Annotated in this window: 27 protein-coding genes and 5 tRNA genes; 26 read left to right on the forward strand and 6 right to left on the reverse strand. The window is 47.7% G+C overall.

Annotated features, from left to right (window positions below; genetic code table 11):
* The first annotated feature begins 31 nt into the window (after positions 1-31).
* A tRNA-Leu gene (locus tag AC3WTP_RS18370) sits at positions 32-115 on the forward strand.
* 63 nt (positions 116-178) lie between these two features.
* Here AC3WTP_RS18370 and AC3WTP_RS18375 read toward each other — a convergent pair.
* The gene (locus AC3WTP_RS18375; RefSeq protein ID WP_492396089.1) at positions 179-1,051 is read right to left on the reverse strand and encodes a helix-turn-helix domain-containing protein; all 873 of its coding nucleotides are present in this window, start codon (positions 1,049-1,051) and stop codon (positions 179-181) included.
* Between the two features lie 127 nt (positions 1,052-1,178).
* Between AC3WTP_RS18375 and AC3WTP_RS18380 the strand changes: the two genes are divergently transcribed.
* Positions 1,179-3,155, forward strand: coding sequence for a beta-galactosidase trimerization domain-containing protein (locus AC3WTP_RS18380; protein WP_492396090.1), 1,977 nt, complete (start codon positions 1,179-1,181; stop codon positions 3,153-3,155).
* A 72-nt stretch (positions 3,156-3,227) separates the two neighbouring features.
* Here the strand turns inward: AC3WTP_RS18380 and ytxJ are convergent, their stop codons facing one another.
* Positions 3,228-3,602: a bacillithiol system redox-active protein YtxJ gene (ytxJ, locus tag AC3WTP_RS18385; RefSeq protein WP_492396091.1), complete on the reverse strand. Its 375-nt coding sequence runs from the start codon at positions 3,600-3,602 to the stop codon at positions 3,228-3,230.
* Between the two features lie 151 nt (positions 3,603-3,753).
* Between ytxJ and AC3WTP_RS18390 the strand changes: the two genes are divergently transcribed.
* The 20 genes from AC3WTP_RS18390 to yajC all read left to right on the forward strand — a co-directional run bounded on the left by AC3WTP_RS18390 (position 3,754) and on the right by yajC (position 17,578).
* Entirely contained in the window at positions 3,754-4,104 is a 351-nt protein-coding gene (locus AC3WTP_RS18390) for a DUF1360 domain-containing protein (protein ID WP_492396092.1), read from the forward strand.
* A gap of 260 nt (positions 4,105-4,364) precedes the next feature.
* A tRNA-Gly gene (locus AC3WTP_RS18395) sits at positions 4,365-4,439 on the forward strand.
* Between the two features lie 6 nt (positions 4,440-4,445).
* Positions 4,446-4,522 (forward strand) — tRNA-Arg (locus tag AC3WTP_RS18400).
* A 16-nt stretch (positions 4,523-4,538) separates the two neighbouring features.
* Positions 4,539-4,620 (forward strand) — tRNA-Leu (locus AC3WTP_RS18405).
* 6 nt (positions 4,621-4,626) lie between these two features.
* A tRNA-Pro gene (locus tag AC3WTP_RS18410) sits at positions 4,627-4,703 on the forward strand.
* Between the two features lie 303 nt (positions 4,704-5,006).
* Positions 5,007-5,525: an RNA polymerase sigma factor SigY gene (gene sigY, locus AC3WTP_RS18415; protein ID WP_492396093.1), complete on the forward strand. Its 519-nt coding sequence runs from the start codon at positions 5,007-5,009 to the stop codon at positions 5,523-5,525.
* Entirely contained in the window at positions 5,518-5,871 is a 354-nt protein-coding gene (locus AC3WTP_RS18420) for a DUF5345 family protein (RefSeq protein WP_492396094.1), read from the forward strand. The genes sigY and AC3WTP_RS18420 overlap by 8 nt, the downstream gene beginning before the upstream one ends.
* 1 nt (position 5,872) lies before the next feature.
* The gene (locus AC3WTP_RS18425) at positions 5,873-6,085 is read left to right on the forward strand and encodes a sigmaY antisigma factor component (protein WP_492396095.1); all 213 of its coding nucleotides are present in this window, start codon (positions 5,873-5,875) and stop codon (positions 6,083-6,085) included.
* A 21-nt stretch (positions 6,086-6,106) separates the two neighbouring features.
* Positions 6,107-6,316, forward strand: a complete 210-nt coding sequence (locus tag AC3WTP_RS18430) for a PLD nuclease N-terminal domain-containing protein (protein WP_492396096.1) — start codon at positions 6,107-6,109, stop codon at positions 6,314-6,316.
* 1 nt (position 6,317) lies between these two features.
* Positions 6,318-7,235 carry an ABC transporter ATP-binding protein gene (locus AC3WTP_RS18435; RefSeq protein ID WP_492396097.1) on the forward strand — a complete coding sequence of 306 codons (918 nt, stop codon included), beginning with the start codon at positions 6,318-6,320 and terminating at the stop codon, positions 7,233-7,235.
* Positions 7,232-8,044, forward strand: coding sequence for an ABC transporter permease (locus AC3WTP_RS18440; protein ID WP_492396098.1), 813 nt, complete (start codon positions 7,232-7,234; stop codon positions 8,042-8,044). Before AC3WTP_RS18435 ends, AC3WTP_RS18440 begins: the two co-directional genes overlap by 4 nt.
* Positions 8,045-8,136: 92 nt before the next feature.
* A complete protein-coding gene (locus AC3WTP_RS18445) occupies positions 8,137-8,868 on the forward strand; it encodes a BofC C-terminal domain-containing protein (RefSeq protein ID WP_492396099.1) in 732 nt (243 codons plus the stop codon).
* Positions 8,869-9,049: 181 nt separating this feature from the next.
* Positions 9,050-10,222, forward strand: coding sequence for a cation:proton antiporter (locus tag AC3WTP_RS18450; protein ID WP_492396100.1), 1,173 nt, complete (start codon positions 9,050-9,052; stop codon positions 10,220-10,222).
* Positions 10,223-10,490: 268 nt separating this feature from the next.
* Entirely contained in the window at positions 10,491-10,994 is a 504-nt protein-coding gene (ruvC, locus tag AC3WTP_RS18455; RefSeq protein WP_492396101.1) for a crossover junction endodeoxyribonuclease RuvC, read from the forward strand.
* Entirely contained in the window at positions 10,991-11,617 is a 627-nt protein-coding gene (ruvA, locus tag AC3WTP_RS18460) for a Holliday junction branch migration protein RuvA (RefSeq protein WP_492396102.1), read from the forward strand. The genes ruvC and ruvA overlap by 4 nt, the downstream gene beginning before the upstream one ends.
* A 13-nt stretch (positions 11,618-11,630) precedes the next feature.
* Positions 11,631-12,635, forward strand: coding sequence for a Holliday junction branch migration DNA helicase RuvB (ruvB, locus tag AC3WTP_RS18465; protein ID WP_492396103.1), 1,005 nt, complete (start codon positions 11,631-11,633; stop codon positions 12,633-12,635).
* 55 nt (positions 12,636-12,690) lie between these two features.
* Positions 12,691-14,901 (forward strand): SpoIID/LytB domain-containing protein, encoded by a 2,211-nt coding sequence (locus AC3WTP_RS18470; RefSeq protein WP_492396104.1) that lies wholly within the window; start codon positions 12,691-12,693, stop codon positions 14,899-14,901.
* 13 nt (positions 14,902-14,914) lie between these two features.
* Complete coding sequence (gene queA / locus AC3WTP_RS18475; protein ID WP_492396105.1) at positions 14,915-15,946, forward strand: tRNA preQ1(34) S-adenosylmethionine ribosyltransferase-isomerase QueA; 1,032 nt, start codon at positions 14,915-14,917, stop codon at positions 15,944-15,946.
* A gap of 87 nt (positions 15,947-16,033) precedes the next feature.
* Positions 16,034-17,170: a tRNA guanosine(34) transglycosylase Tgt gene (gene tgt / locus AC3WTP_RS18480; RefSeq protein WP_492396106.1), complete on the forward strand. Its 1,137-nt coding sequence runs from the start codon at positions 16,034-16,036 to the stop codon at positions 17,168-17,170.
* A gap of 84 nt (positions 17,171-17,254) precedes the next feature.
* Positions 17,255-17,578, forward strand: coding sequence for a preprotein translocase subunit YajC (yajC, locus tag AC3WTP_RS18485; protein WP_492396107.1), 324 nt, complete (start codon positions 17,255-17,257; stop codon positions 17,576-17,578).
* Positions 17,579-17,715: 137 nt separating this feature from the next.
* Here the strand turns inward: yajC and AC3WTP_RS18490 are convergent, their stop codons facing one another.
* From AC3WTP_RS18490 to AC3WTP_RS18500, 3 genes are all read right to left on the reverse strand, one after another.
* Positions 17,716-18,555: a phosphatase PAP2 family protein gene (locus tag AC3WTP_RS18490; protein ID WP_492396108.1), complete on the reverse strand. Its 840-nt coding sequence runs from the start codon at positions 18,553-18,555 to the stop codon at positions 17,716-17,718.
* 115 nt (positions 18,556-18,670) lie between these two features.
* Entirely contained in the window at positions 18,671-19,069 is a 399-nt protein-coding gene (locus tag AC3WTP_RS18495; RefSeq protein ID WP_492396109.1) for a TIGR04086 family membrane protein, read from the reverse strand.
* Positions 19,070-19,082: 13 nt separating this feature from the next.
* Complete coding sequence (locus AC3WTP_RS18500; RefSeq protein ID WP_492396110.1) at positions 19,083-19,289, reverse strand: hypothetical protein; 207 nt, start codon at positions 19,287-19,289, stop codon at positions 19,083-19,085.
* 39 nt (positions 19,290-19,328) lie between these two features.
* Between AC3WTP_RS18500 and AC3WTP_RS18505 the strand changes: the two genes are divergently transcribed.
* Complete coding sequence (locus AC3WTP_RS18505) at positions 19,329-20,177, forward strand: DUF421 domain-containing protein (RefSeq protein WP_492396111.1); 849 nt, start codon at positions 19,329-19,331, stop codon at positions 20,175-20,177.
* 29 nt (positions 20,178-20,206) lie between these two features.
* On the opposite strand, the gene spoVB is transcribed toward AC3WTP_RS18505, so the two are convergent.
* Positions 20,207-21,769, reverse strand: a complete 1,563-nt coding sequence (gene spoVB, locus AC3WTP_RS18510) for a stage V sporulation protein B (RefSeq protein ID WP_492396112.1) — start codon at positions 21,767-21,769, stop codon at positions 20,207-20,209.
* Positions 21,770-21,929: 160 nt separating this feature from the next.
* On the opposite strand from spoVB, the gene AC3WTP_RS18515 reads away from it, so the two are divergent.
* The 3 genes from AC3WTP_RS18515 to secF all read left to right on the forward strand — a co-directional run bounded on the left by AC3WTP_RS18515 (position 21,930) and on the right by secF (position 24,518).
* Entirely contained in the window at positions 21,930-22,199 is a 270-nt protein-coding gene (locus AC3WTP_RS18515; RefSeq protein ID WP_492396113.1) for a post-transcriptional regulator, read from the forward strand.
* Between the two features lie 155 nt (positions 22,200-22,354).
* A complete protein-coding gene (secD, locus tag AC3WTP_RS18520; RefSeq protein ID WP_492396114.1) occupies positions 22,355-23,620 on the forward strand; it encodes a protein translocase subunit SecD in 1,266 nt (421 codons plus the stop codon).
* Positions 23,610-24,518: a protein translocase subunit SecF gene (gene secF / locus AC3WTP_RS18525; protein ID WP_492396115.1), complete on the forward strand. Its 909-nt coding sequence runs from the start codon at positions 23,610-23,612 to the stop codon at positions 24,516-24,518. Before secD ends, secF begins: the two co-directional genes overlap by 11 nt.
* Positions 24,519-24,554 lie beyond the last annotated feature (36 nt).

Raw genomic sequence — 24,554 nt, forward strand, 5'->3', positions numbered from 1 at the left:
CTTCATGGCTCACCAGTATTACTTTTATCGTGCGCGTGTGGCGGAATTGGCAGACGCACTAGACTTAGGATCTAGCGCCTTTGGCGTGGGGGTTCAAGTCCCTCCACGCGCACCATAATCGACTATGACACACTTACTCATCGAGTAAGTGTTTTTTTTGTTTATAAGACGATACAGTTCAACTCCAACGAAATGTATCCGCGCCGCGCAGTCCTGAACGGTAAGAGGTAGGGCTTACCCCATATATAGAAGTGAATTGATTCGTAAAATAATGCACGGAATCATACCCTAGCGACAACGCGATTTCTGTAACGGAGCGGCTGCTTTCCATTAAAAGGACGGCTGCCTTCTTCATGCGCGCCCCGAGAATATAAGCTTTGGGAGACATCCCCGTCTCCAGCTTGAATAAACGGTAAAATTGCGATTTTTCAAGTCCGCTCTGTTCGCACCAATATTCAAAGGACTTCCGCTGCTCAGGATTCCTATCCATCTCCTCGAGGATTCGCGCAATGCGATAGTCCGCAAGATGATCCTCAAGCATGCAATCCCTCCACTGCAGCATCCAGGCATAGAAGCACGATGATGCAGCTTCTGCAGCATACTTTCCCTGACGATTATAGGCAATAAGCGTTTGATTCAGCAGCTCAATCAAGTGCGGGTAGGCACGTAACGACATGCACGTCGGAATCTGCTCGAGCTCCTCACAGGGCTGTCGTGCTGTCAGCCATCCCTCGTCATACGAATTCCACTCATAAGCAAAAGTCGGCTGATCGGGGCCAGGAGCGCTCCACAAATCACAATAGATATTACAAGCATCCATCGCCTCGCCAGGAATATGCTCGAAGGAATGAGGCTCGCCTGGACGTACAAATACGAGTGTGCCGCTGGACACGGAATACCGTTCATCATTGACGACCATATGTCCATGTCCATCTGTGAACAGATGGAATGCGTATGTATACCCTCTGCGCCGCTGCTCTTCGCGCGAGCCTTTATAGTTGTACTTATGGGCTGCACGGATATAGGGCTGCATATCAGCCAGTAGATTCATGTTATGACCTCCGTAATTCCGTGAGCATCGGAATTTTGTATAAATAACAGGAAGCTGTGTTAAATACGTACTGCTAGGTTGATGATACAATGAATCGTATAAAATGTCATGCAATAGGGGGATACTGATGCGGTTTAGACAAGTTCATCTCGATTTCCACACTTCCGAACACATTCCGTTTATCGGAAGAAAATTCTCCAAAGAAAATTTTCAGGAAATGCTTCGCCTTGGGCATGTTGATTCTATAACTGTATTTGCTAAATGTCATCATGGTTGGGCGTATTTTCCGTCTGAAGAGAATGTGATGCATCCAGAGCTTACATATGATCTATTGGCGGCACAGATCGAAGCGGCGCATGAGATCAACGTCAAAGTACCTGTCTATCTATCTGTCGGTCTGGATGAGAAGCTAGCGGTTGATTATTCTCATTGGCTGATGCGCAGTGAAGAAGATCGTACGAATTGGTCCGACTCATGGTTGAAGCCAGGATATCATCAGTTTTGCTTAAACACGCCTTATCTGGATATTGTCATTAAGCAGATTCAAGAAGTAGTGCGCACATACAATGCTGACGGCATCTTCCTCGATATTGTCGGCGAGAGAACATGCTACTGTCCGACCTGCTTGAAGCAGATGATCGCTGACGGCATGGATCCTACGAACAAGCAGCATGTGATTGACAATGGCCGCCGCATCTACGCCAATTATACGCGACGCGTTCGTGAAGCAATCGACGAGATTAAGCCAGGACTGAACGTATTCCACAATGCAGGCCATATCCATCAAGGTCGCCGCGATCTCATGGGCATGAACACGCATCTTGAGCTTGAATCGCTGCCGACTGGTGGGTGGGGATATGATCATTTTCCTTCTTCTGCACGCTACGTGCAGCAGATGGGGATGGACTTCCTAGGAATGACAGGCAAGTTCCATACGTTCTGGGGCGAATTCGGCGGATACAAGCATCCGAATGCGCTTCGTTATGAGACTGCCCTGAATCTGGCGAACGGTGCCCGCTGTTCGATTGGCGACCAGCTACATCCTGAGGGTGAGATGGATGAAGCGACATACGAGCTGATCGGGAAGGCGTACGCGGAAGTTGAGCAGAAAGAAGCATGGTGTACAGGTACGGTCAATGTAGCCGATGTTGCCGTATTAACAGTTGAAGCCGCTGGTATAACGCAGGATAACGGAGCCATGTTTACCGGCAAGATTGATATGGGTGTCAGCCGTATGCTGCTGGAAGGCAAGATCCTTTTCAATATCGTCGATGTGGAATCGGATTGGAGCGGCTATCGTGTTCTTATATTACCGGATGCTATTATGATGACTCCAGCGATACTCGCAAAGGTTCAAGCATTTATGAATAGTGGCGGTAAAGTGTTGGCGTCAGGCAGATCCGGATTGAATGAAGAGATGACAGCTAATGTGCTGCCGCTTGGCTTCAAGGATGCAGGTGTAAATCAGCTTCGACCGGACTATTTCAGACCTCATTTCAAGCTGCCTAATCTTGGTGAAGCCGCATTTATCATGTACAGTGAGGGTCGCCGCATCGAGCTGACGGATGGAGAAGAGCTTGGAAGACGTGAGGATTCCTATTTCAACCGCCAAGCATTCCGCTTCTGCTCGCACCAGCATTCACCGAATTCTGGGGAATACGGCGGTCCTGGTATGGTTGAGACTGCTCATGGTATATATATCGCATGGAACGTATTCGAAGATTACGCGACCAAGGGCAGTCTTGTCCTGAAGGAAATGGTGTTGTACGCACTGCGGCGCCTGCTTGGGGACGATCTCACTCTCAAGACGTCGCTGCCTGCGCAGGGTGTAACGACAGTACAGCATCAAGCACATGAAAAGCGTTATATCCACCACCTCCTGTACGCTTCACCTGTTAAACGCGGAGAGAGAATCGAGATCATCGAAGATATTAATCCGCTCTATAATGTGGAAGTAGAGCTTCAATTGAAGCCGCACGAGGTTGCTAGAGTTTATTTGGCGCCGCAAATGATAGATATCAGCTATGACAAGACTTCATCCGGAATTTACTATACGGTTCCACAGCTGGAATGCCATCAGATGGTCGTGATCGAATACACATAAGATTAATCAGAAAAATGGGGCTATCCTCTCAGTACTGCACTGGAGAAATAGCCCCTGCTTGCATATCTCCTGTTATTTCTTCTTCACGTGTAAGAGATAATGCACTGCGACATTATGCACATTCGGAATATTGATTTGCTGATGAGAAGCATGCCATATGCAGGAACGGTTAACAATCAGCATCAATTGCGGCGATAAATGCGGAATATGGAACGTAGCTGCTGCTTGCATAGATAATGCTTTCTCTTCTAAAACCCGAATCATGGCGAATTGATAGTGGTCAGATATGTGCTTCTGCTGCGTTATGAAATGATGAATTACCGTATTGGCCACGCGGCTGGAGCCGCAATTCGTGCTATGTTTATATAAAAACAGCGGCTTTTCATGAGATTGGTTGAGTATCTCTTCTAATTGATCGCTAGATTGAATAATGATCATTCCCATCATCACTTACCCCCTGATTCCAAGTAGAGATCATGATCTCAACTGAAGTAAATGTAATACATAAAGATAATGAACTGAACTAAGCGTTCTATCTAAGTGGACAAACTCATAAACTTATGGCAACCGAAATGAGATGGTCCAAAGGAGAGACGGCATGAAGAGCTTAGATGGATTAACGTTTATATTGCTGCTGCTGGCTAGTTATCGTTTAACCCGCTTAATTGTGTTTGATGAGATCACTTCGTTTATTCGCCGTCCGTTCATCACAGAACAGTACGTTACAGACGAGAGCGGTAAGCTGATGTCGGTAATGGAGAAGAAAGGTGGATGGTTCCATACCTTTATGGGCAAGCTGTTAAGCTGCTACTGGTGTATGGGGGTATGGTCGTCCGTACTTATCGTTGGTGTTTATTTATTCGTACCTGAAGTCGTGTCCATCCCGTTTACTCTGATATTGGCTGTCGCGGGTGCGGCTGGTATTCTGGAGTCGTTTGTGAAGGGGTAAGGTACACTCTTGGCCCGCTAAGCTTAGTGGCATCATGAAGTTGACCAGCCTTGTAGGTCATTCATTCATACATATGTACGATCGAGTTATTAGGTTACGTCTTTGGTAATAGGCATGGCCTTTTTCATGTGGTACTAAATACCATTAAGTATTTTTGAAAATAAGTTTGCAATTTGGGTGAGGATTTGTTATATTAATTCTTGTCCTCGCGAGAACGAAATATTCGAATGAGCGAGATAATAGAAGAAAATAGAAGATATGCGGACATAGCTCAGTGGTAGAGTATCGCCTTGCCAAGGCGAGGGTCGCGGGTTCGAATCCCGTTGTCCGCTCCAGAATATGTGCCTTTAGCTCAGCTGGATAGAGCGTTTGACTACGAATCAAAAGGTCGGGAGTTCGAATCTCTCAAGGCACGCCACTTATTAACTTCATATGCCGGTGTGGCGGAATGGCAGACGCGCGCGACTCAAAATCGTGAGGGAAACCGTGGAGGTTCGAGTCCTCTCACCGGCACCATAAGTTCGGGATGTAGCTCAGCTTGGTAGAGCACCTGGTTTGGGACCAGGGGGTCGCATGTTCAAATCGTGTCATCCCGACCAGTACATGAGAAACCGTCGGTTATATGCCGACGGTTTTTGTTATGCTCATAGGATCATTGCGCATATCCGCTGAGCAGCATGGTATAGCTTAAGTAATGAATTGGGTGTTCAATCGACTAGACTAACTATTAGTATAGTTCGAGTGAACACTTTTTTGTATATTTCGCAGGAATCCATTTCGTTTACATAGAATGGAAATGATGAATTGCGAAATAAATGATTATGGCTTTGAACGATTGCTAGAACCTAATCGTATTAGTAGTGACTGCAGTCAAATGATACAAGAAGGGGTCGTGACATCCGTTGAATGAGCAGGACAATATAGCGTTAGCGAAGCGGGGGAATACGGATGCACTGGCACTCCTTCTGCATGATAATTACCCCATTCTGCGCAGCTATGTATTGAAGTTGACGATGAATCCTGTGCTTTCAGAAGATATCGTGCAGGATACGATGGTGCGCAGCATGGAGAAGCTCTATACGTACAATGGAACGTCACGATTTTCCTCTTGGCTGATTACAATTGCGACACGCATCTATATGGATATGCTGCGCCGCAAGCGAGTCGAGCACCGCTGGCAGGAGCAGGCCGCAAGAGCGATGCGTTTCCAGATGGAAGCTGATCGATACGAGTGGAGCGAAACGCTGGATCAGCTCAGCAGGCTGACGCCAGAACATCGAGCTTCCTTATTATTGAAGCATTATTATGGATATACCTATCCCGAGATTGCAGACATGATGAAGTGCAGCGAGGGAACGGTCAAATCTCGTGTACATTATGCTCTGCTAGAGCTGAGAAAGGAGATAGGTGGAGATGAATGACAAGCGACAAGATCCGATTGGAGTCGAGAAGCAAGACACAGCGGTAGATACACAGCTGAATACGGCGTGGGGGCAAGTTGACGGTTGGAGCAATGAGAAGCATGTACCTTCTGCCGCTCATCTGACGCTGCTGCTGAAGCAGCAGCGTCAGATTATGAAGTACAAACTGTGGCGAGACTTAGCCGTACTGTGGACGCTCGCTGTCATACTGCTGGCAGGCGGCTACTTATTGGCTGAACGAAGCCTTAACGCGTATCTCATATTCCAATCCGTGCTAGTCTGTGCGGGAGTTGGTGCTATTGTTGTGAGATCGGTCATTCTCCCGCATCTAAGAAAGGGGAAATAACATGAATACGGAACATACTTTACAGGATATTCCCCTTTGGTTATGGACTACGATAATAGCTGCATTGCTCATTCAAGGGACCTGGATCTTCCTTCATGCTCGCAAACATGGGCATTTTCCTTGGCTGTGGGCGCTGTGGGGCTTTATTAACGTGCCTACTCCAGGGCTCTTATATCTTTTATTTGTAGCGAAGCCTTGGCGTAAACGACAATAATCGTTGAGGAGTGAGTGAAAGATGAATACATGGGAGTCATTGGACCAAATAACATGGGCTGCAATAGCCCCGCTAATCGTCATTCAGTTGGTATTGGTCATATTTGCGCTTATTTCATTGGTGCGAGCTGATCGGGTAAACGGCCCCAAATGGATGTGGGCACTCATTATCGTGCTGGGACAAATGATCGGCAGCATCGTGTATTTCATCTTCGGAAAGAAGGAGCGTTAACATGCGGCAGTTCAAGATCGAAGCATTGAGTAAGCGTTATGGCGATCAGCTGTCTGTGAATCAGGTCAGCTTCACGATACAGCAAGGGCGCTGCACTGCACTAATAGGCCCAAATGGAGCAGGAAAGACAACAACTTTGAACATGATAGCTGGGCTGCTGAAGCCGACATCTGGCGCAATTCGTAAACTTGATGCGGGAGGGAAGGCATATGACGGCGATCTAAGGCCGTATATAGGCTACCTTCCGCAGTATCCGCAGTTTCATGGCTGGATGAAGGGCAGAGAATGGCTAGAGATGATGGCTGGCTTGTCAGGGGTGCCTGCTGTCGAGATAAAGAAGCGCGCGACGGATTGGCTCGAACAGGTCGGCTTAAGTGAGGCAGCCAATCGATTAATCAGCGGCTACTCTGGCGGTATGAAGCAGCGGCTGGGGCTTGCGCAAGCCATGATTCACGCTCCTGAATTGCTCATATTGGATGAGCCTGTATCCGCATTGGATCCATTCGGGAGACGTGAGGTCATGCAGCTTCTGAGCCGCATAAAAGAGAAAACGACAGTATTGTTCTCTACGCACATCTTACATGATGCGGAGGAACTGTGTGATGACCTTGTAATCCTAAAGAACGGAAAGGTCGTCGTGCAAGGAGAATGGAATGAGATTCGCAAGCGCGGGGACAGCCAAGTATTAAATGTAGAGGTGCAGGCAGTAGAAGCTGCGATGAACTGGCTCAGAGGGCTGCGTTCAGTGCAAGGTGTGACCTCGATTAAGATCGAAGGCGCGAGCGCTTCCCTCAAAGTCCATGATATTGACTCGGCTAGACGTGAAATATTGCGGCGCGTGGCGCAGGATGACATTCCTTTGCTTCGATATGAAGCAGGGGGCTTGGAATCGTTCTTTATAGAGGCGGTGACATCATGAAGTCGGCTTCGGGACATCACACAGCAATTATATATAAGAAGGAAATACTGTACTTGTGGCGCAGCTACAGATTGATATGGGTTCCATTAGTATTCCTCGTTCTCGGTATATCACAACCGATTGCGACCAAGCTTATGCCTCAACTGTTATCAAGTGCGGGCAGCATTCCGCCAGAGCTTATAGCTCAGCTAGCAGCACCTGCGCCTGGCGCAGTGCTGGCGCAAGCACTCGGACAATTCAATCTTGTCGGGGTTATCGTCATAGCACTCACATTGATGGGGGCTATTTCCGGGGAAATACAACATGGAGTAGCACTTCATTATATGGTAAAGGCAATACCTGTACATCGTTATGTACTAGCGAAATGGATGGGTGCGATGTCGTTGACGATTCCATCATTTCTGATCGGTTATGCAGGAACGTGGTATTATACCAATGTGCTGATCGGAACAGTGGATACGACGTTGGCTTTGCAAAGCGGCGCTTATTCATTAGTATGGATCATGTTCATTACGACACTTGCTATTGCGGTCAGCGGAATGATAGACCAGCCGGCAATTGGAGCGGTTATTACTATAACTGCCGTATTTGTCACGACGATCATGGGCAGTTATCTTCCAGCCGATTGGGCATGGATCCCTTCACGAATGAGCGATGCTGCGCAAATGGGGTTGGTAGGGCAGCAGATATCATATTCGATTGCTTGGCCAATTCTCACTGTTGTATTACTCAGTTCAGCTCTATTGCTAATTGTAGTGATCCGGAATGCAAATAGAAGCAGCTGGATGCAGCAGTCTGCGTTAGTTTAGCGAAACAATATTATTTACCTGCAGCAGATTTAAGTATAACCACCCCCTTCATCTGGTCACACTAGTAAAAAAGATGAATGAAGGGGATCGTAATGGCACATGATGATCATACTAAATCCCAAGCGGCGTCACGACTGAATCAGCTGAAGAAGAAAATGAAGCGTTGGAAACGTCCGCTATGGTCGCTTGCTCTAATTATTATAGTATTAACAGCGTTCGGCTATGGCCTAAAAGTGACGAAAGATGCACGCGAGCTGGCGAATAGCGATAATAATAGGATGCAACGCGCACAAGAAACGTTCATGCTCCTGCAAGAAGGGGATAAAGTACCTTCAGAAGCAACTCAGCAGGTTATGAAGCAGTTGAAGCCGGGAAACTCAAAATATACAGTTGTTCATCGCTTGCAATATGTATGCGGTAAGCGTGATGAAGTAATGGGAAAGAAAACCTCAACGAATATCATTCAACTCGTACTTGAACATCCCGAGTGGGAAGCGTCTATAGATGCTGATGGGCGAGTTGTGTTGGAAGAACATCGCAACGAGTTGTCAGAGACATGCAAGGAGAATGCCTTTATCGGTATGGATAAAGAGGGGAATCTAACGCTGTATGACGGCGAGCCTGAATCGGACAATGTGATTCGAACCTTCTTCCAATTGGATGTAGAATCGATGGAAAGCTCGCTTCCTCCTCAGGTGCTGAAACAGCTGCGCGCTGGAATACGCATCTCGGATATTGAGGAATACAACAGTGTCATTTCTACTTTCAGTGATTTCGCAGTAGAAGTTACCAGCGAGGTATTGAAGCCATCACATATGCCTTAATGTATATAGACCGTAAGGTAATAGAACGAGGACGCCGATAGCTGACGTCCTCTTTTTTATTGGCTGAAAACAGCTGTTACCTACAGTTGGTAGATTGATCATTGGGAAAAATTATATAGACCGATCACACCATCAACAATGAATTGGGGTAATACTAACACATGTGGAAAGGAGAATGCCAATGGACTTGGTACTCACATTACTCATTATTCTTACGGCGACCAAACTGGCTGGAGAATTATCGATTCGACTAGGACAACCAGCGGTTCTGGGTAAATTAATTATCGGTATTATACTGGGACCCGCGGTGCTCGGATGGGTAACCGAAGATCATCTCATCACGGAGCTTGCTGAGATTGGCGTTATCCTCTTGATGTTTATCGCGGGGCTTGAGACGGATCTCGATGAACTGAAGAAAAATTGGAAATCCTCGATTGCTGTTGCGATTGGTGGAATTATTGCCCCTCTTATTTTTGGTTATTGGGGCGGGCTTGCATTTGGTTTAGACCAGACACAGGCCATGTTCATAGGGCTGCTGCTCTGTGCGACGTCTGTAAGTATTTCGGTTCAAACGTTAAAGGAAATGAATGCACTCAGTACGCGTGAAGGAACGACGATTCTTGGCGCAGCGGTTGTGGATGATGTTCTGGTCGTTATCCTGCTTGCATTTATGATGAGCTTCTTAGGTGGTTCGGAGGAAACTTCGATCGCATTCATTATAGGTACGAAAGTTATTTTCTTTGCAGGTGCTTTGTTGGTTGGGTGGTTCGTTGTTCCACACGTCATGAAATGGATGGCTAGACTGAACGTTTCAGAAGCGGTTATCAGCGCAGCGCTCATTGTCTGCTTTGCGTTCGCATATGCGGCAGAAGAGCTGGGAATTGCAGCGATTATTGGCTCTTTCGCGGCAGGTATTGCGATATCACAAACGAAGTTCAAGCATGAGGTTGAGCATCGTATTGAACCTATTGCATATGCGATGTTTGTTCCGATATTTTTCGTAAGCGTCGGGCTTAAGGTAACCTTTGTAGGAATCGGTGAGTATGCCTGGTTTATCATTGCATTCACCTTGATTGCGATAGTTACGAAGCTGGCAGGCTGCGGACTTGGAGCTCGCTTAACTGGCTTTAATATGAAGAGCTCGATCAGTATTGGAGCGGGAATGGTATCCCGCGGTGAGGTTGCACTCATTATTGCAACAACTGGTTTGGCGGGCGGACTGTTTGATCAGCGATACTTTACACCGATGGTTATCGTCGTCATCGTGACGACATTGGTAACACCGCCAATGCTGAAGAGCAGCTTCAAACACAAAGCGATCCGCGAAGATGAGGCAATCGCAGAATCATCATAATTAGGCAGGGTAGTCTTGAAGGTCAAGGATTGACTGGGAGGCTGCCCTATTTTGTGTATAAGGAGAAGCTTCTAAGCAAGGTATACATAAATATTGACGCACAGAAAAACTGGCAGATAGGCATCCTGCTTCATCCTCTTCCTTCTGATCTATGCTATAATGGAGTGAACACATATGTTCGCTTATGCTGGATTCGTTCAGAATCGCGGTTGCCGATTCTGAGATGAATGCGGCATATGGCATGGATATCGGCAAGGGAGAGGTTTTTTTGCGCATTTTAGGAATTGACCCGGGGATCGCGATCGTAGGCTTTGGGTTTGTGGATAAACAGGGGAGCCGCATGGTACCGGTGCAGTACGGCTCTATTCAGACGCTTTCCACGACTGCGCCTGAGACTAGGCTGCTGCAAGTATTTGAAGCGGCGGAGCAATTGTTGGATCAGTTCAAGCCTGATGTGATGGCGGTGGAGAAACTGTTCTTCAATCGCAACGTGACAACAGCGTTCACGGTTGGGCAAGCGCGCGGAGTCATTATTCTCGCGGCGGCGAAGCGCGGGATACCGATTGCAGAATATACGCCGATGCAGATTAAACAAGCGATTGTCGGTTACGGCAAAGCCGAGAAGAAGCAAGTGCAGGAGATGGTGCGCATCTTCCTGAAGCTGAAGGAAGTTCCGAAGCCGGACGATGTAGCCGATGCGCTCGCTGTAGCGATCTGTCACGGCCATTTCAGCGGATTTCAAGATCAAGTGAACGGAGCATTGTTGCGATGATAGATTTTGTGCGCGGACGCGTAGTCCATATGGAGAACGATAGTGTAGTGGTCGATGTTAATGGAATCGGATATCGAGTGTTCTGTCCGAATCCATACGTGCTCAGCAAGTCCGAAGGGGAAGTGACGGTTTATACGCATCATCATGTGCGTGAGGATGCGATGCTGCTGTTCGGCTTCAGCACGCGTGAAGAGCAGAGGCTGTTTCGCCGCTTGATCGAAGTAAGCGGAGTCGGACCGAAGGTGGCGCTTGGCATGTTGGCAGGCGGCAAGCCGGAGACGCTGGTTATGGCGATTCAGCAGGATAACCTGACCTATTTGACGAAGCTGCCTGGCATCGGCAAGAAGACGGCGCAGCGCCTTGTGCTGGATCTGAAGGACAAGCTGGATAACATCGGCTTGGATCTGCAGCAGATGGGCCAATCATTATTCGTAGACGCGCCAATGATGGTAAATGATGATGACCATCCATCATGGGGAGAGGCGCGCGAAGCGCTGAAGGCGCTCGGCTATAGAGATGTAGAGCTCGATAAAGTATGGAATGAGCTGCAGCATCGCGTTCACGCGGATGAAAGCGTGGATTCCTTGATGAAGAAGGCGCTGCAAGCGCTGTTTACCGGTTAAGGAGGATTGACATATGGATGAACGCATCATATCAGCCAACTTTATGATGGAAGATTCAGCGGTGGAGCTAAGCTTGCGGCCGCGTTATCTGGCTGAATACATCGGTCAGTCCCAAGTTAAGGACAATCTGAAGGTGTTTATCGAAGCGGCCAAGATGCGCAAGGAAGCGTTGGATCATGTGCTGCTGTACGGACCGCCTGGACTCGGCAAGACCACGTTATCGAATATTATCGCGAACGAGCTTGGCGTTAACATTCGGACCACTTCCGGTCCCGCGATCGAACGACCAGGCGATCTGGCCGCTCTATTAACGAATCTGCAAGAAGGCGATGTGCTGTTTATTGATGAGGTGCATCGGCTGCACCGAACGGTAGAAGAGGTGCTGTATCCTGCAATGGAGGACTACGCGCTCGATATAATTATCGGCAAGGGACCGAGCGCGCGCTCAGTTCGTCTTGATCTGCCTAAGTTCACGCTGATCGGAGCGACAACTCGCGCCGGCTTGCTCTCCGCACCGCTGCGAGATCGATTCGGTGTTGTCAGCAGACTGGAATATTACAACACGGACGAGCTTAGCTTTATCGTGTCGCGTGCTGCAGATATTCTTGGTGTCGAGATAGTTGGCGACGCAGCGTTCGAGATCGCTGTGCGTTCTCGGGGAACACCGCGGATCGCCAATCGCTTGCTGAAGCGGGTACGTGACTTCGCTCAGGTGAGAGGAGACGGAATCATTACCGCGGAGCTTGCCAAGCTGGCGCTTGAATTGATTCAGGTCGATCCGCTCGGTCTTGATTCGATCGATCATAAGATGCTGCAGGCGATGATCAACAGCTTCCGCGGAGGTCCAGTAGGACTGGATACGATCGCGGCGACAATTGGTGAAGAAGGTCAGACGATCGAAGACGTTTATGAGCCGTATCTGCTGCAGATTGGCTTCTTGCAGCGCACACCGCGCGGACGTGTAGCAACACCTAAGGCGTATGCCCATCTGGGCATTCCATTCCCCGATAAGAACTAATGGACAAGTAAACGCGTCTAATTAGGGTGACACATCTGGAGAGAGAAGGAAGGGAATGAAGCGGGCAATGAAAGTGAAGAATTCGATGAACAAGGCGGAGACACGCAATTGGCGTCAAGCCTTAATAGGTGCGGTGATGGGCACGGTGCTGCTGGTGGGTACAATTCTGACTGGCGGCCCGCTAGCCCCTATCACAGGCGCCGGCATAGCATATGCTCAAGAAGGAGATACAGCACAAGGAGCTTCAACAGCTGACAAGGCTGGAGATGCGAAGTCAGTATCGACGAATGAATTGGCGGCTTCTGCAAATGAAATGATTCGAGTCGCGCTGTTTGCTAATCTAGGCAGCCGCTCTCCGGGGCATGCGAAACAGGTTACCTTATCCTCCCCGGAAGGATTGACGTTCAAAGCGCGGGCAGCGAATGGGCAAGTCAACCTTGGAAACGAACAAGCGAGATTCAGCTTGGACAACTATCAGGTGAAAGTATTCGAATCGAAAGACCGTGTCGCTGCGCAAGCGGTGCTGAAGCGTGTACAAGCCTCTAATTCAGCTTACATGCTTCAATTTACGAGACGCGGTACAACTTTCTATGCTGTATATTCAGGGGAATATTCAACACAGAGTCAAGCTGCTGAACAATTGAAGAAGCTGAAGAATGACAGTACCTTAAGCAATTTATTAAAGGGATATCAACCTCAGGTTGTAGGTCCGAACTATTTGCAAGCTGGTACATACAGCTCGATTGATGAAGCCAAGAGAGTTCAGAAGCTGCTGCTGGACGCTGACTTTGACGCTTACGTCGTATCAATGGTAAGCGGCGGCAAGCATGCGACGTCGGTGTGGGTTGGACAAGCTTCATCCGCTTCAGAGCTGGAAGCTCTGAAGGGAAGCATAAGCAGTAAAGCAGGGTCGGTAAGTGTTAGTCCGGTACAAGCAACAGGCGCTCTCATACATACGTTAGAAGATACCGGATCAGGCACGATGCCTCGTTATAAAGTATACGGCGATCAGAAATGGGCAGTAGAGAGCTCGTCACCGATTAAAGTTAAAGAGCGATATGATCGCACATACCGCGGCATGATGGAAGTTGGGGCCCATAAAGGTGAGCTCTCCTTGGTAAACGAGCTTCCGTTAGAACAATACTTGGTATCGGTGGTCGGCGGAGAAGTCTACACCTCTTGGCCGCTGGAGGCGTTGAAGGCGCAGGCTGTAGCGGCAAGAACCTTTGCCCTGTACCAGAACGGCAAGTTTGAGATCGCGAATGTTGTAGATACGACATTGAGCCAAGCCTATTACGGAGTCGAGAAGGAGCACCCTAGAGTTAAGGAAGCGGTTGAAGCGACAGAGGGTATGGTGCTCATGCAGGACGGCAAGCTAATCGAATCCATCTTCAATTCGAATGCAGGCGGTATCACCGCCGATCCGAGCGAGGTGTGGGGCGGTTCCTACGGCTGGTTCCAAGTCGTGGAAAGCCCGGATGATGTCGTTCAAGCCGGCAAGAAGAATTGGTACTATGTTGCACTGCCATCTGGCAAGGTAGGCTATGTTCGAGAAGATGTCGTCACGAAGGCGGCTAAGAAGAACGGAGCCGGCTTCGAGATCGCTTATGCAGTAGAAGAGGACACGAATGTACGGACAATCCCAGCTGTTCAATCCGCGGTAGCGCCAGTCGAAAAAGTAAGCAAGCAAACGCCGCTCACTATATTGGCAACTGTGCCGGAATCTACAGAGTATTCCTGGGTGCGCGGACCTTATACAGGGGAAGAGATTGCGCAAATGCTGAAGAAGACGAAGACCGATTTCTCTGGTCCTGCATACAAGCTTGAAGTGACGGAACGAGGTCCTTCCGGTCGTGTGACGAAGATGGAAGTCAACGGCGTCAACATTGAGGTCAGCTCGCCGGACAGCTTCCGAAGCGCATTTGGCGGGTTGCCTAGCACCTTGTTCGAAGTAGAATCAAGCAGCAGTTATACGGTAGTAGGCGCAAGCGGCAAGAAGGTTGACATGAATGGCATAGGCGGTAAAGCTGCTGTCAGTGCGAGCGCATCAGGCAGTCAAGTGCTTAAGGACGGCACGGTTGTGCTGGATGGCAATGGTGAAGCTAGAGTATTGACGTCACAGCCATCCTTTGTATTCAAAGGGAAAGGGTATGGCCACGGTGTTGGCTTATCCCAATGGGGTGCTAAAGGATTGGCAGATCAAGGGTATGACTACGAGCAAATATTGAAATACTATTACAAAGATGTAGAGTTAGTGAAACGATAGGACGGTTACAATTATGAACGTGGACTTATTTGATTATCATTTACCAGAACATTTAATCGCACAAACACCGCTACTCGATCGAACAGCTTCAAGGCTGTTAACCTTAAATCGCGGCACAGGTGACATTGGACATCATCATTTTGCGGATATCGTGGATATGATCGAGCCTGGGGATCTATTGGTCGTCAATGACACCAGAGTCATTCCCGCTCGTCTGTTCGGAGTGAAGCCTGACACTGGGGCTAAGGTTGAAGTGCTTCTGCTGAAGCAGGAAGGAGAGAACCGCTGGGAAGCTCTTGTAAAACCTGCTAAGCGGATGAAGATGGGTGCAGTCGTTATGTTTGGCGATGAGCTCAAAGCGGTAGTGGAAGAAGAGCGTGATATGGGCGGTCGCGTGCTGCGGTTTGAATATGAAGGGATCTTCCAGGAAATATTGGATCGTCTCGGACAGATGCCGCTTCCTCCTTATATTAAAGCGCAATTGGAAGATAAGGAACGATATCAGACCGTATATGCGAAGCATGAAGGATCGGCAGCAGCGCCTACGGCAGGTCTTCATTTTACGACAGAATTAATGGAGCAGTTAAAGGAAAAGGGTGTGCAGATTGCGGCGGTTACACTGCATGTTGGACTCGGTACATTCCGCCCAATGTCTGCAGAGCGGGTAGAGGAGCATGTCATGCATGCGGAATACTATGAAGTACCGGAAGAAACTGTACAACTTATTCATGAAACGAAGCGAAATGGCGGACGTATTATAGCTGTGGGCACAACCTCGGCGCGTACGTTAGAAACAGCTGCAGGACGCTTCTCCGATGTGGAACATATGCAGGCTTGCAGCGGCTGGACCGATATCTTTATGTATCCTGGGTACGAGTTCAAGGTTGTAGATGCATTAATCACGAATTTCCATCTGCCGAAGTCGACTTTGGTGATGCTAGTCAGCGCGCTGGCCGGTCGCGAACGGATTCTGGCTGCCTATGAGGAGGCAGTTAGGCTGGAGTACCGCTTCTTTAGCTTCGGTGATGCAATGTTTATTTACTAAATTGTCACGATATCGTTTGGCACATCGTTCTTTTTTCGCTATACTAGGATGTTGATGAACGACAATTAATTAAGGATGATGGCATACATGGCAGCAGTAACTTATGAGTTAATTAAGACTTGCAAGCAAACCGGTGCTCGTCTTGGACGCGTGCATACACCGCACGGTTCTTTTGAAACTCCGATCTTTATGCCGGTTGGTACACTTGCAACCGTGAAGACGATGAGCCCTGAAGAGCTCAAGGACATGGAAGCGCGTATTATATTGAGCAATACATATCATCTGTTCTTGCGTCCAGGGCATGAGATAGTTCGCGAAGCGGGCGGTCTTCACAAGTTTATGAACTGGGATCGCGCGATATTAACAGATAGCGGCGGATTTCAGGTATTCAGCTTGAGCGATATGCGTAAGATTGAAGAAGAGGGTGTACATTTCCGTTCCCATCTGAATGGAGACAAGCTGTTCTTGTCCCCGGAAAAAGCAATGGAGATTCAAAATGCGCTCGGACCGGATATAATGATGGCATTTGACGAGTGTGCGCCTTACCCTGCTGATCACGCCTACGTGAAGCATTCCCTGGAGAGAACGACTCGCTGGGCGGAAAGATGCTTGAACAGTCATGCGCGACCGCATGACCAAGCCTTGTTTGCGATTGTGCAGGGTGGAATGTATGAAGATTTGCGCAAACAAAGCGCCTTGGATTTGACTTCGATGGATTTTCCAGGGTATGCTATTGGAGGATTAAGCGTAGGTGAACCGAAGCATTTGATGTATGAGGTGCTCGATTCCACGATGCCGCTGCTTCCAACAGGCAAGCCTCGCTATCTGATGGGAGTCGGCTCACCTGATGCGCTGATCGAGGGCGCGATGCGCGGTGTCGATATGTTCGACTGCGTGCTTCCAACACGAATTGCCCGCAACGGTACAACGATGACGAGTCAAGGCCGTCTCGTCGTTCGCAATGCCAAGTACGCTCGCGACTTCGGGCCGTTGGATCCGAATTGCGATTGCTATACATGCCGTAATTATTCCAGAGCGTACTTGCGTCATCTGATTAAGGCAGATGAAACCTTTGGCTTGCGATTGACAACGTATCATAATTTACACTTCTTATTGAATCTGATGCGTCAGGTTCGAGAAGCTATCCGAGAGGATCGCTTGCGAGATTTCCGTGATGAATTCTTTGAAAGTTACGGTATGGACCGTAATGAGAGCGGCTTCTAATCTTTCGGGATGGACAAGCTGGCCGAACTATCGGACAGCTTGATATCTTTACACAGATCGTAATGAGGAAGGGGAAAAAATTAAATGTTTACTGAATTATTAGCTTCACCAACAACACCAGCACCAACAGGTAGCATTTTTACGATGTTACTGCCATTCGTATTGATGATCGCGGTATTCTATTTCTTGCTTATTCGTCCACAGCAGAAGAAGACGAAGCAGCGCAATGCGATGTTGAGTGCGATTAAGAAAGGCGATAAAGTGATCACAATCGGAGGACTTCATGGCACCATTATGGAGCTGACAGATGATACAGTGATTCTGCGTGTTAATGATGTTACGAAGTTGACGTTTGATCGCAGCTCGATCAGCCATGTAACTTCTTCCGAAGAGAGCACAACAGCTTAATCAAGACTCATAGTCAATAAAGGGCCTCTCCCGATACGGGAGAGGCCTTTATCTATCCATATGGTATTCGTTAGCGAACGTTATATACTCGCTATATCTGGAAGTGACTTTATTGGATTCCGTTGGATTGGTCTGCGTTATACTGTTGCGGAGCTGCTGTGTTTGTCCTGCAATAAGCTGCCTGCAGATGCATCAACCTTAGCCAATCTCAATCCTGCCCAGCTTGCAAACATAGCCAGGGTTACACCCGCGACCATATCCGTGAGCCAGTGAATGCCTAAATAAAAGATCGAAAATAGAATCACAACAGCACTAATGCTTGCAGCCCACTTCCAACGTCGAATTCCGGAACGATGCGCCAGAAGAGCGACTGTCACCGAGATCGAGGTGTGAAGACTAGGGAAACAGTTGTCGAGTCCAGACAATTGTCTATACTCCGCCTCAAAGGATGGGAACACGTCCAACATTTGAAATCTTACGCCAGCTGGAGAGTAGGACCAGACTTCATTTACCGGAACGAACAGATAAAATGGTATGGCGATTAAATAATTCAGCGTAACAGCATAGCAGAGTGCGATTGCCAGCTTCGTTTGGTCTGAAGCGACATAAATTCCGAGTGAACTAACGATTAGCGCTTGAAAAACAACGAGATAGAAAAAGGCTACAATTCCAGTCACGAATGGGTTGGAAAACAGCTGCTGCAGCGAGAGTACGAAGCCGCCTTCTAATTGATGAATGACAGGCGTGAAATCCCATGTGACGGGAATAAGCTTTTCGATATGAAGCTCTAAATTATTAATAAGTAAGATGAATAGCATTCCAACAACAGCAATTAAAAATGCCCTGGATGTACGAAACGTTCGAATGAATGCAGAAATGACCGATAAAGGATTCTTTAAAGTGCCAAACCAGATGAACAGTACAACAACAATCGCTGTCCAGATCGATACGGTCTGTAAGGATTGGAATTGAAACATCAAGATCCCCCTAATTTATCTGTTTCTTATGGTATTAACTAATAGAGTATATCACAGAGTAAAGAGGGATTAGTGAAAATAATGTATATATTTTGCTAAATATTAGGGTATATCCTTATTTCTGTACCTTCTTCATGTTTACACCAATTATACCGCCCAGGGCTCCTACTGCAAATGCTGCGAATACGAGCAGCCATTTATCTAACCCAAGCTTAATATCCATCGCAAGAAAGGCGATGATGAGCACAAGCAGCATATAGATTACTCCTGTTATGCCGCCAAAGTACCATCCCCTCTTGCCGCTTCTCCTTCCAGATGTTAAACCGCCTATCAAGCATGCGATTCCGTGTACCAGATACGTATAGCGAATAAGATTGTCTTCACCTGCTGAGCCTGTTGACAATAACACGGACAATGCTAAAGCTTCTAAAGCTAACCAAATAAAACCATAAAATACACCTGCCACCAATGGATGCTTCAATGGTCCTTGCGTGACACGCTGCATGGTATTCATGGCGAATCCTCCCTTACTTGCTCTTTGTATCCATGGTATGGTCAAGCTGTTGAAAATAGTACAAGTAGGCGCTTTCTTTAGAAGGAAATGCTTCACCAGAGCTTGATTCATCTGAACGGTCAGAACCTATGATGCATCTGCCAATAATCACATGATGATAGGGGGTATGACGCTTACAAGGCGAGGTCAGAATACCAATGAAAGCGATGGACCGAGGCATGACAATCACACCATGGTGTAAGCGAGGAGGACGCAGTTCATGGAGCTTTGGACTCACGTATGGCATACAGTTCTGATGTATTTCATTGTATTTGTCATACTTCGAATTATGGGAAAGCGAGAAATCGGCAAGCTGTCCGTGTTCGATCTCGTCATCTCCATCATGATTGCGGAAATTGCAGTATTTGCTATTGAGGATATAGAGAAACCGTTGTGGGAATCCATCATACCGATGATAGTTCTCGTCATCGTGCAAATATCCCTTGCTTGGGTAACGTTAAAGAGCAAGCGCGCAAGGGCGTGGTTCGATGGCAAGCCAAGCATTATCATTGCGCAAGGACATCTGAATCGAGAGGAAATGAAAAGGCTGCGCTATAACCTGAATGACTTGATGCAGCAGCTTAGAGAACAAGGTGTAGACAATCTGGATCTCGTAGAATATGCCATTATGGAGTCGACTGGCAAGCTGACGGTCTTTATGAAAGACACGAACTCTTCATCAAATTCAGTCGATAATAAGAGCGGGGGACAGAACACATCAGGGGCAAGCGATAGCTTGGAAATGTTGGACGGAAAGAGCACGGCAGCTAGTCAATCGGATCCTTCGAACAGTGCTGCGGATGATGAAAGCAGCGGAAAGAGGAAACGTGCGGGCGGTTCGCAGCCTGCTATCCGCAATACGAATAATGTTCGGTTTACAGAGCTGCCGCTGCCGCTCATTATGGACGGCAGAGTTATTGATGAGAATCTGGAACGGATCAATAAGACTCGATTCTGGCTGAAGAGTCAGATCCATCAGAAAGGAGTGAGGGACTTCAAAGAAGTATTTCTCTGCTCAGTTGACCACAAGGGTTACATATATGTGGATAAGAAAGATGCGCTCAAGTAAAGGGAGCGCATCTATGGGAAGCCGAAGCATTAGGTTGTCGTATTCTTGACGAACCACCGTTTGATGATAGGTACTCTTGTCAGATCGTCACGATCAATTAATCTCATGATGACGAGCAGCAACAGATAGAGGAGCAAGCCGATTGTACAAGCACTAATGAATCGAAGCATGACCTGATTCTCGCCAACGGGGAGGTGGATGTACACATATTGCACCGCTCCTGCCATTATAATCATGGCGACCAAGATCTTTAACAGATCGATCCATGGGAACTTCAGCTTGATGGAGCTCATGATCGTGACGGCATGCAGCACCGTAACCAGGATCGTATTGGCACAGATCGCTAATATAGCGCCTTTCATTCCCAATGATGGCAAGGAAGCCAGCTGAAGGATCAGGATGATCTTCACTGCCGCTCCGATCAATGTATTTATGAGTGCGATGCCAGGACGGTCCAAGGCCTGCAAGGCCGCTTGCAGAGGAGATTGGACATATATGAAGATGGCAATCGGCGCTAGCCAGCGAAGCATAGGCGCTACAGTGGGGTCATCATAGAGCAACACGCATATTGGCAGCGCCAACACGAACATGACTACCGCAAAGGGAGCGCCGGAAACAAGTGCCAAGCGAATAGCTTGATGCAGCCTCAAATGAATCGTTCGCATGTCTTTTCTGCCGTAAGCCTCCGAAAGGGAAGGCACGAGTGATACGGAGAGCGAATAGGTCAGCGCTCCAGGCAGAAGCAGCAGAGGAATGACCATTCCTTGCAGCGCGCCATACAGCGCTGTAGCGGTAGTTGTAGCAATGCCTGCGATGACTAGGCTGCGCGCAATCGTGATGGACTCAAGGAGATAGGACAAGGATCCAACCAGCTTGCCACCTGTTACTGGGAGCGCGATTCTAAGGATGTTGCGTGATTCGTGCCGAGCTGGTTCTACATCTGTATGCGGCACCGATGACTTTCGAGAACGATACAGCTCGTACACCAGCACGCCAAGTCCGCCAAGCTCGCCAAGCACAACACCGATCATCGCTCCCGCCGCCGCCCATTCAAGACCGTAGGGCAGCAACAAGTAAGCGCAGCCGATAATGCCAATGATCCGAATCAACGTTTCGGTGACCGATGAAGCCGCTGTCGGAATCATGTTCTGCTTGCCCTGGAAGTAACCGCGCAGCACAGAAGATACAGCGACCAAAACAATGATAGGGGTCATGATCATGAACGTGTTGTAAACTCGCTTGTCCGTCAAGAGGTGAGAAGTAACCCACGGTGCCAGCAGCAGGCAGATGCCCGATAAGATGACTCCCGCAGTTGTTGTGAGAAGCAGAGCTGTACGCATAATCTGATAAGAACGGGCCGCATCTCCTTGGGAGTCTGACTCCGCAACCAGCTTGGAGACGGCAAGCGGCACACCGCCAGTTATGAGCGTCAGCATTACGAGCAGGAATGGGTATCCGAGCTGATATATGCCAACGCCCTCTGCCCCGATTATTCTCGGCAGCATAATGCGAGGGATGAATCCGAGTATTCGGTTTATTAATCCGGCTGCCAGCAGAATTAATGTGCCTTGGATAAAGGTTTGCTTCTTCACATCGGTTCCTCACTTTTGGCAGTTGTAGTCAACATCTTATTTCTTTCATACATATGCGGTTGTCCACATTCCATGCAGGACTTTTTTTGCTTGTACAAGGAGGAACACAGTCGTATAATAGCGAATATTACGACAGAGACAATAGAAAGGAGGTCCTGACATGAGCGAACAGAATCAGGTTATTACAGAAAGGGACGCACCTATCTCGTCAGAGGATGTCACGTTGTTGTGCAAGAGTAAGGCGGAGGAATTCCAGATGATCGGCTATGAATATGTATCTGCAGAGGATATATGGGCTTGCGTAAGCTCCAAGTACAAGAAAACTGGTCAACCGAATCTTCATCAAATTGTAAATGATATATTGTCGTTGAAGCCGACTCAATATATGAATTACATGACGATGGAAGCTTATCGCGGGTCTCCCTTATAGAAGGAGACTTTTTCTCTTTGTTTAGGGCATGATATTTGGAATATGGTGCTTGAAATGGATAACATAAAAAGTCAACTATTCATAGGTTAAATTGACTCGAATTTTCTCGATAGATATAATAGGAATATTGACATAGGAAAGGGGAATGGGACGAAATGAAAAGAGTAATGGCTTTTCTGCTCATCGTTGTCGTATCTCTCGGCGTCATCGCATGGACAAGTCCGAAGATCATCAACAACATTCGTCTCGGTCTGGATCTGAAAGGCGGCTTCGAGATACTGTATCAAGCCTCTCCACTCGAAGAAGGCGGGGAAGTTACGCCCGATGCGTTGACACAGACTGCAAAGAGCTTAGAGAAACGGATTAATGCAACAGGTACGAGCGAACCGGAAATTACGACAGAAGGAACGGATCGCATCCGCGTCAAGATCGCTGATGTTCAAGACGAGGAAGCATTGCGTGAGAAGTTAAAGGAACCTTCTGTACTTACATTCCGCAGTTCCGATGGCTGTGAGAAAGCTGATGATTACTGCAAAGTAGAATTAAAGGGTACGGACTTTGTCGAGGGCGGCGCAAGTGTAGTATACAATCAATTGCAGCAGCCTGAAGTCGCGATCAAGCTTAAAGACGCTGATCAATTTGCTGAAATTACGAAACGCTTATCTGGTCTACAAGCAGAGGGACGCAATCATCTTGCGATCTATATGGACGAGGACTTAATCTCGGACCCAGCGGTAACGTTTGAAATTACCGGCGGTGAAGCAACGATAACGGGATCGCGTACTGTGGCGGAAGCTAACGAGTTGAAAGATCAGATTAATCTCGGCGCGCTGCCGCTTAAGCTGACAGAGAAATATTCACAGAGTGTATCCGCTACATTAGGGCAATTATCTTTGAATCAAACGATCACTGCTGGATTAATCGGTACAGCGCTTATCCTGATCTTTATGATTGCCGTTTATCGTTTGCCAGGTATTATCGCGAGCTTCTCGCTCGTTCTATTTACATGGATTCTGCTGCTAGGATTCTGGGCAGCTCAGATCACATTGACATTGCCGGGGATTGCGGCCTTTATTCTCGGTCTCGGTATGGCGGTCGATGCCAATATCATCACATATGAACGCATCAAGGAAGAGCTTCGCAGCGGTAAATCGCTTCAATCCTCGCTCAAGGCTGGATCGAAGAACTCGTTCAGAACGATTATGGATGCGAATGTAACGACTATGATTGCAGGTGTTGTCATGTATGCGCTTGGTGAAAGCCAAGTAAAGGGCTTTGCCCTGATCTTGATGATGACGGTAATTGTAAGTATTTTCACAAATGTATTCTTGTCTCGTCGCTTCCTTCACCTGTTGGTTGATAAGAACAAGCTGAAGCCGGAATACTTCGGTGTGAAGGAGAGTGAAATACGTGCGCTTTAAAGGTAATTTCAATTTCGTCCATGCAAGCAAGTATTTCTTCATCTTTTCAATAGTAGTGACGATTCTTGGCGCCGCTACGCTTGCCATCTTCGGTTTGAACTATGGTGTTGACTTCAGTGCAGGGACGAACGTCGATATCACGATGAAGCAGCAAGTATCCAAGCAGCAAGTTGAAGAAATATTGAAGAACTATGATTTGTCCAAGCCTCCGATCATTACAGAAGGCAGTGAACGGATGACGATCCGTTTCACGGATGTGCTGACCAACGAGATGGAACACCAGCTGAAGGCAGATATCGAGAAGATCTCGCCTGGAGCTTCCTTCGAATCGAATACAGTTGACGTCGAAATGGCGCGTGAACTTCAGAGAAATGCCTTGTGGTCGGTCCTTATTTCTTCAATCGGGATTATCATTTATGTAAGTATTCGATTTGAATGGCGTTTTGCGATCTCTGCGGTTATCGCATTGCTGCACGATGCGTTCATGGTCATCAGCGTGTTCTCGATCTTCCGTCTGGAGGTTAATCTTCCGTTCATTATTGCCATACTGACAATCATTGGTTACTCAATCAACGATACGATCGTTATCTTCGACCGTATTCGTGAGAACATGCGCTTTTCGAAGCTTCGCAATTACGATGATCTGGCACATCTTGTGAACGGCAGTATATACCAGACATTGACACGTTCGATTTATACCGTATTGACCGTGTTAGTAGCGGCATTATGTCTGTTCATATTCGGCAGCGAATCGATTCGGATGTTCTCGCTTGCCATCTTAATCGGTCTAGCATTCGGAGCGTATTCTTCGATCTTTATCGCAAGCCCGCTGTGGGCTGTGTTGAAGAATAAGCAGCTTATCAAGCAAAAAGAAGGTAAGAAGGTGCAGAAAGCTTAACAGAAGCGTGTTCCTACACTTCTTCTAAACTAGCTG

The organism is Paenibacillus sp. EB106-04-04-XG159, assembly GCF_058791835.1.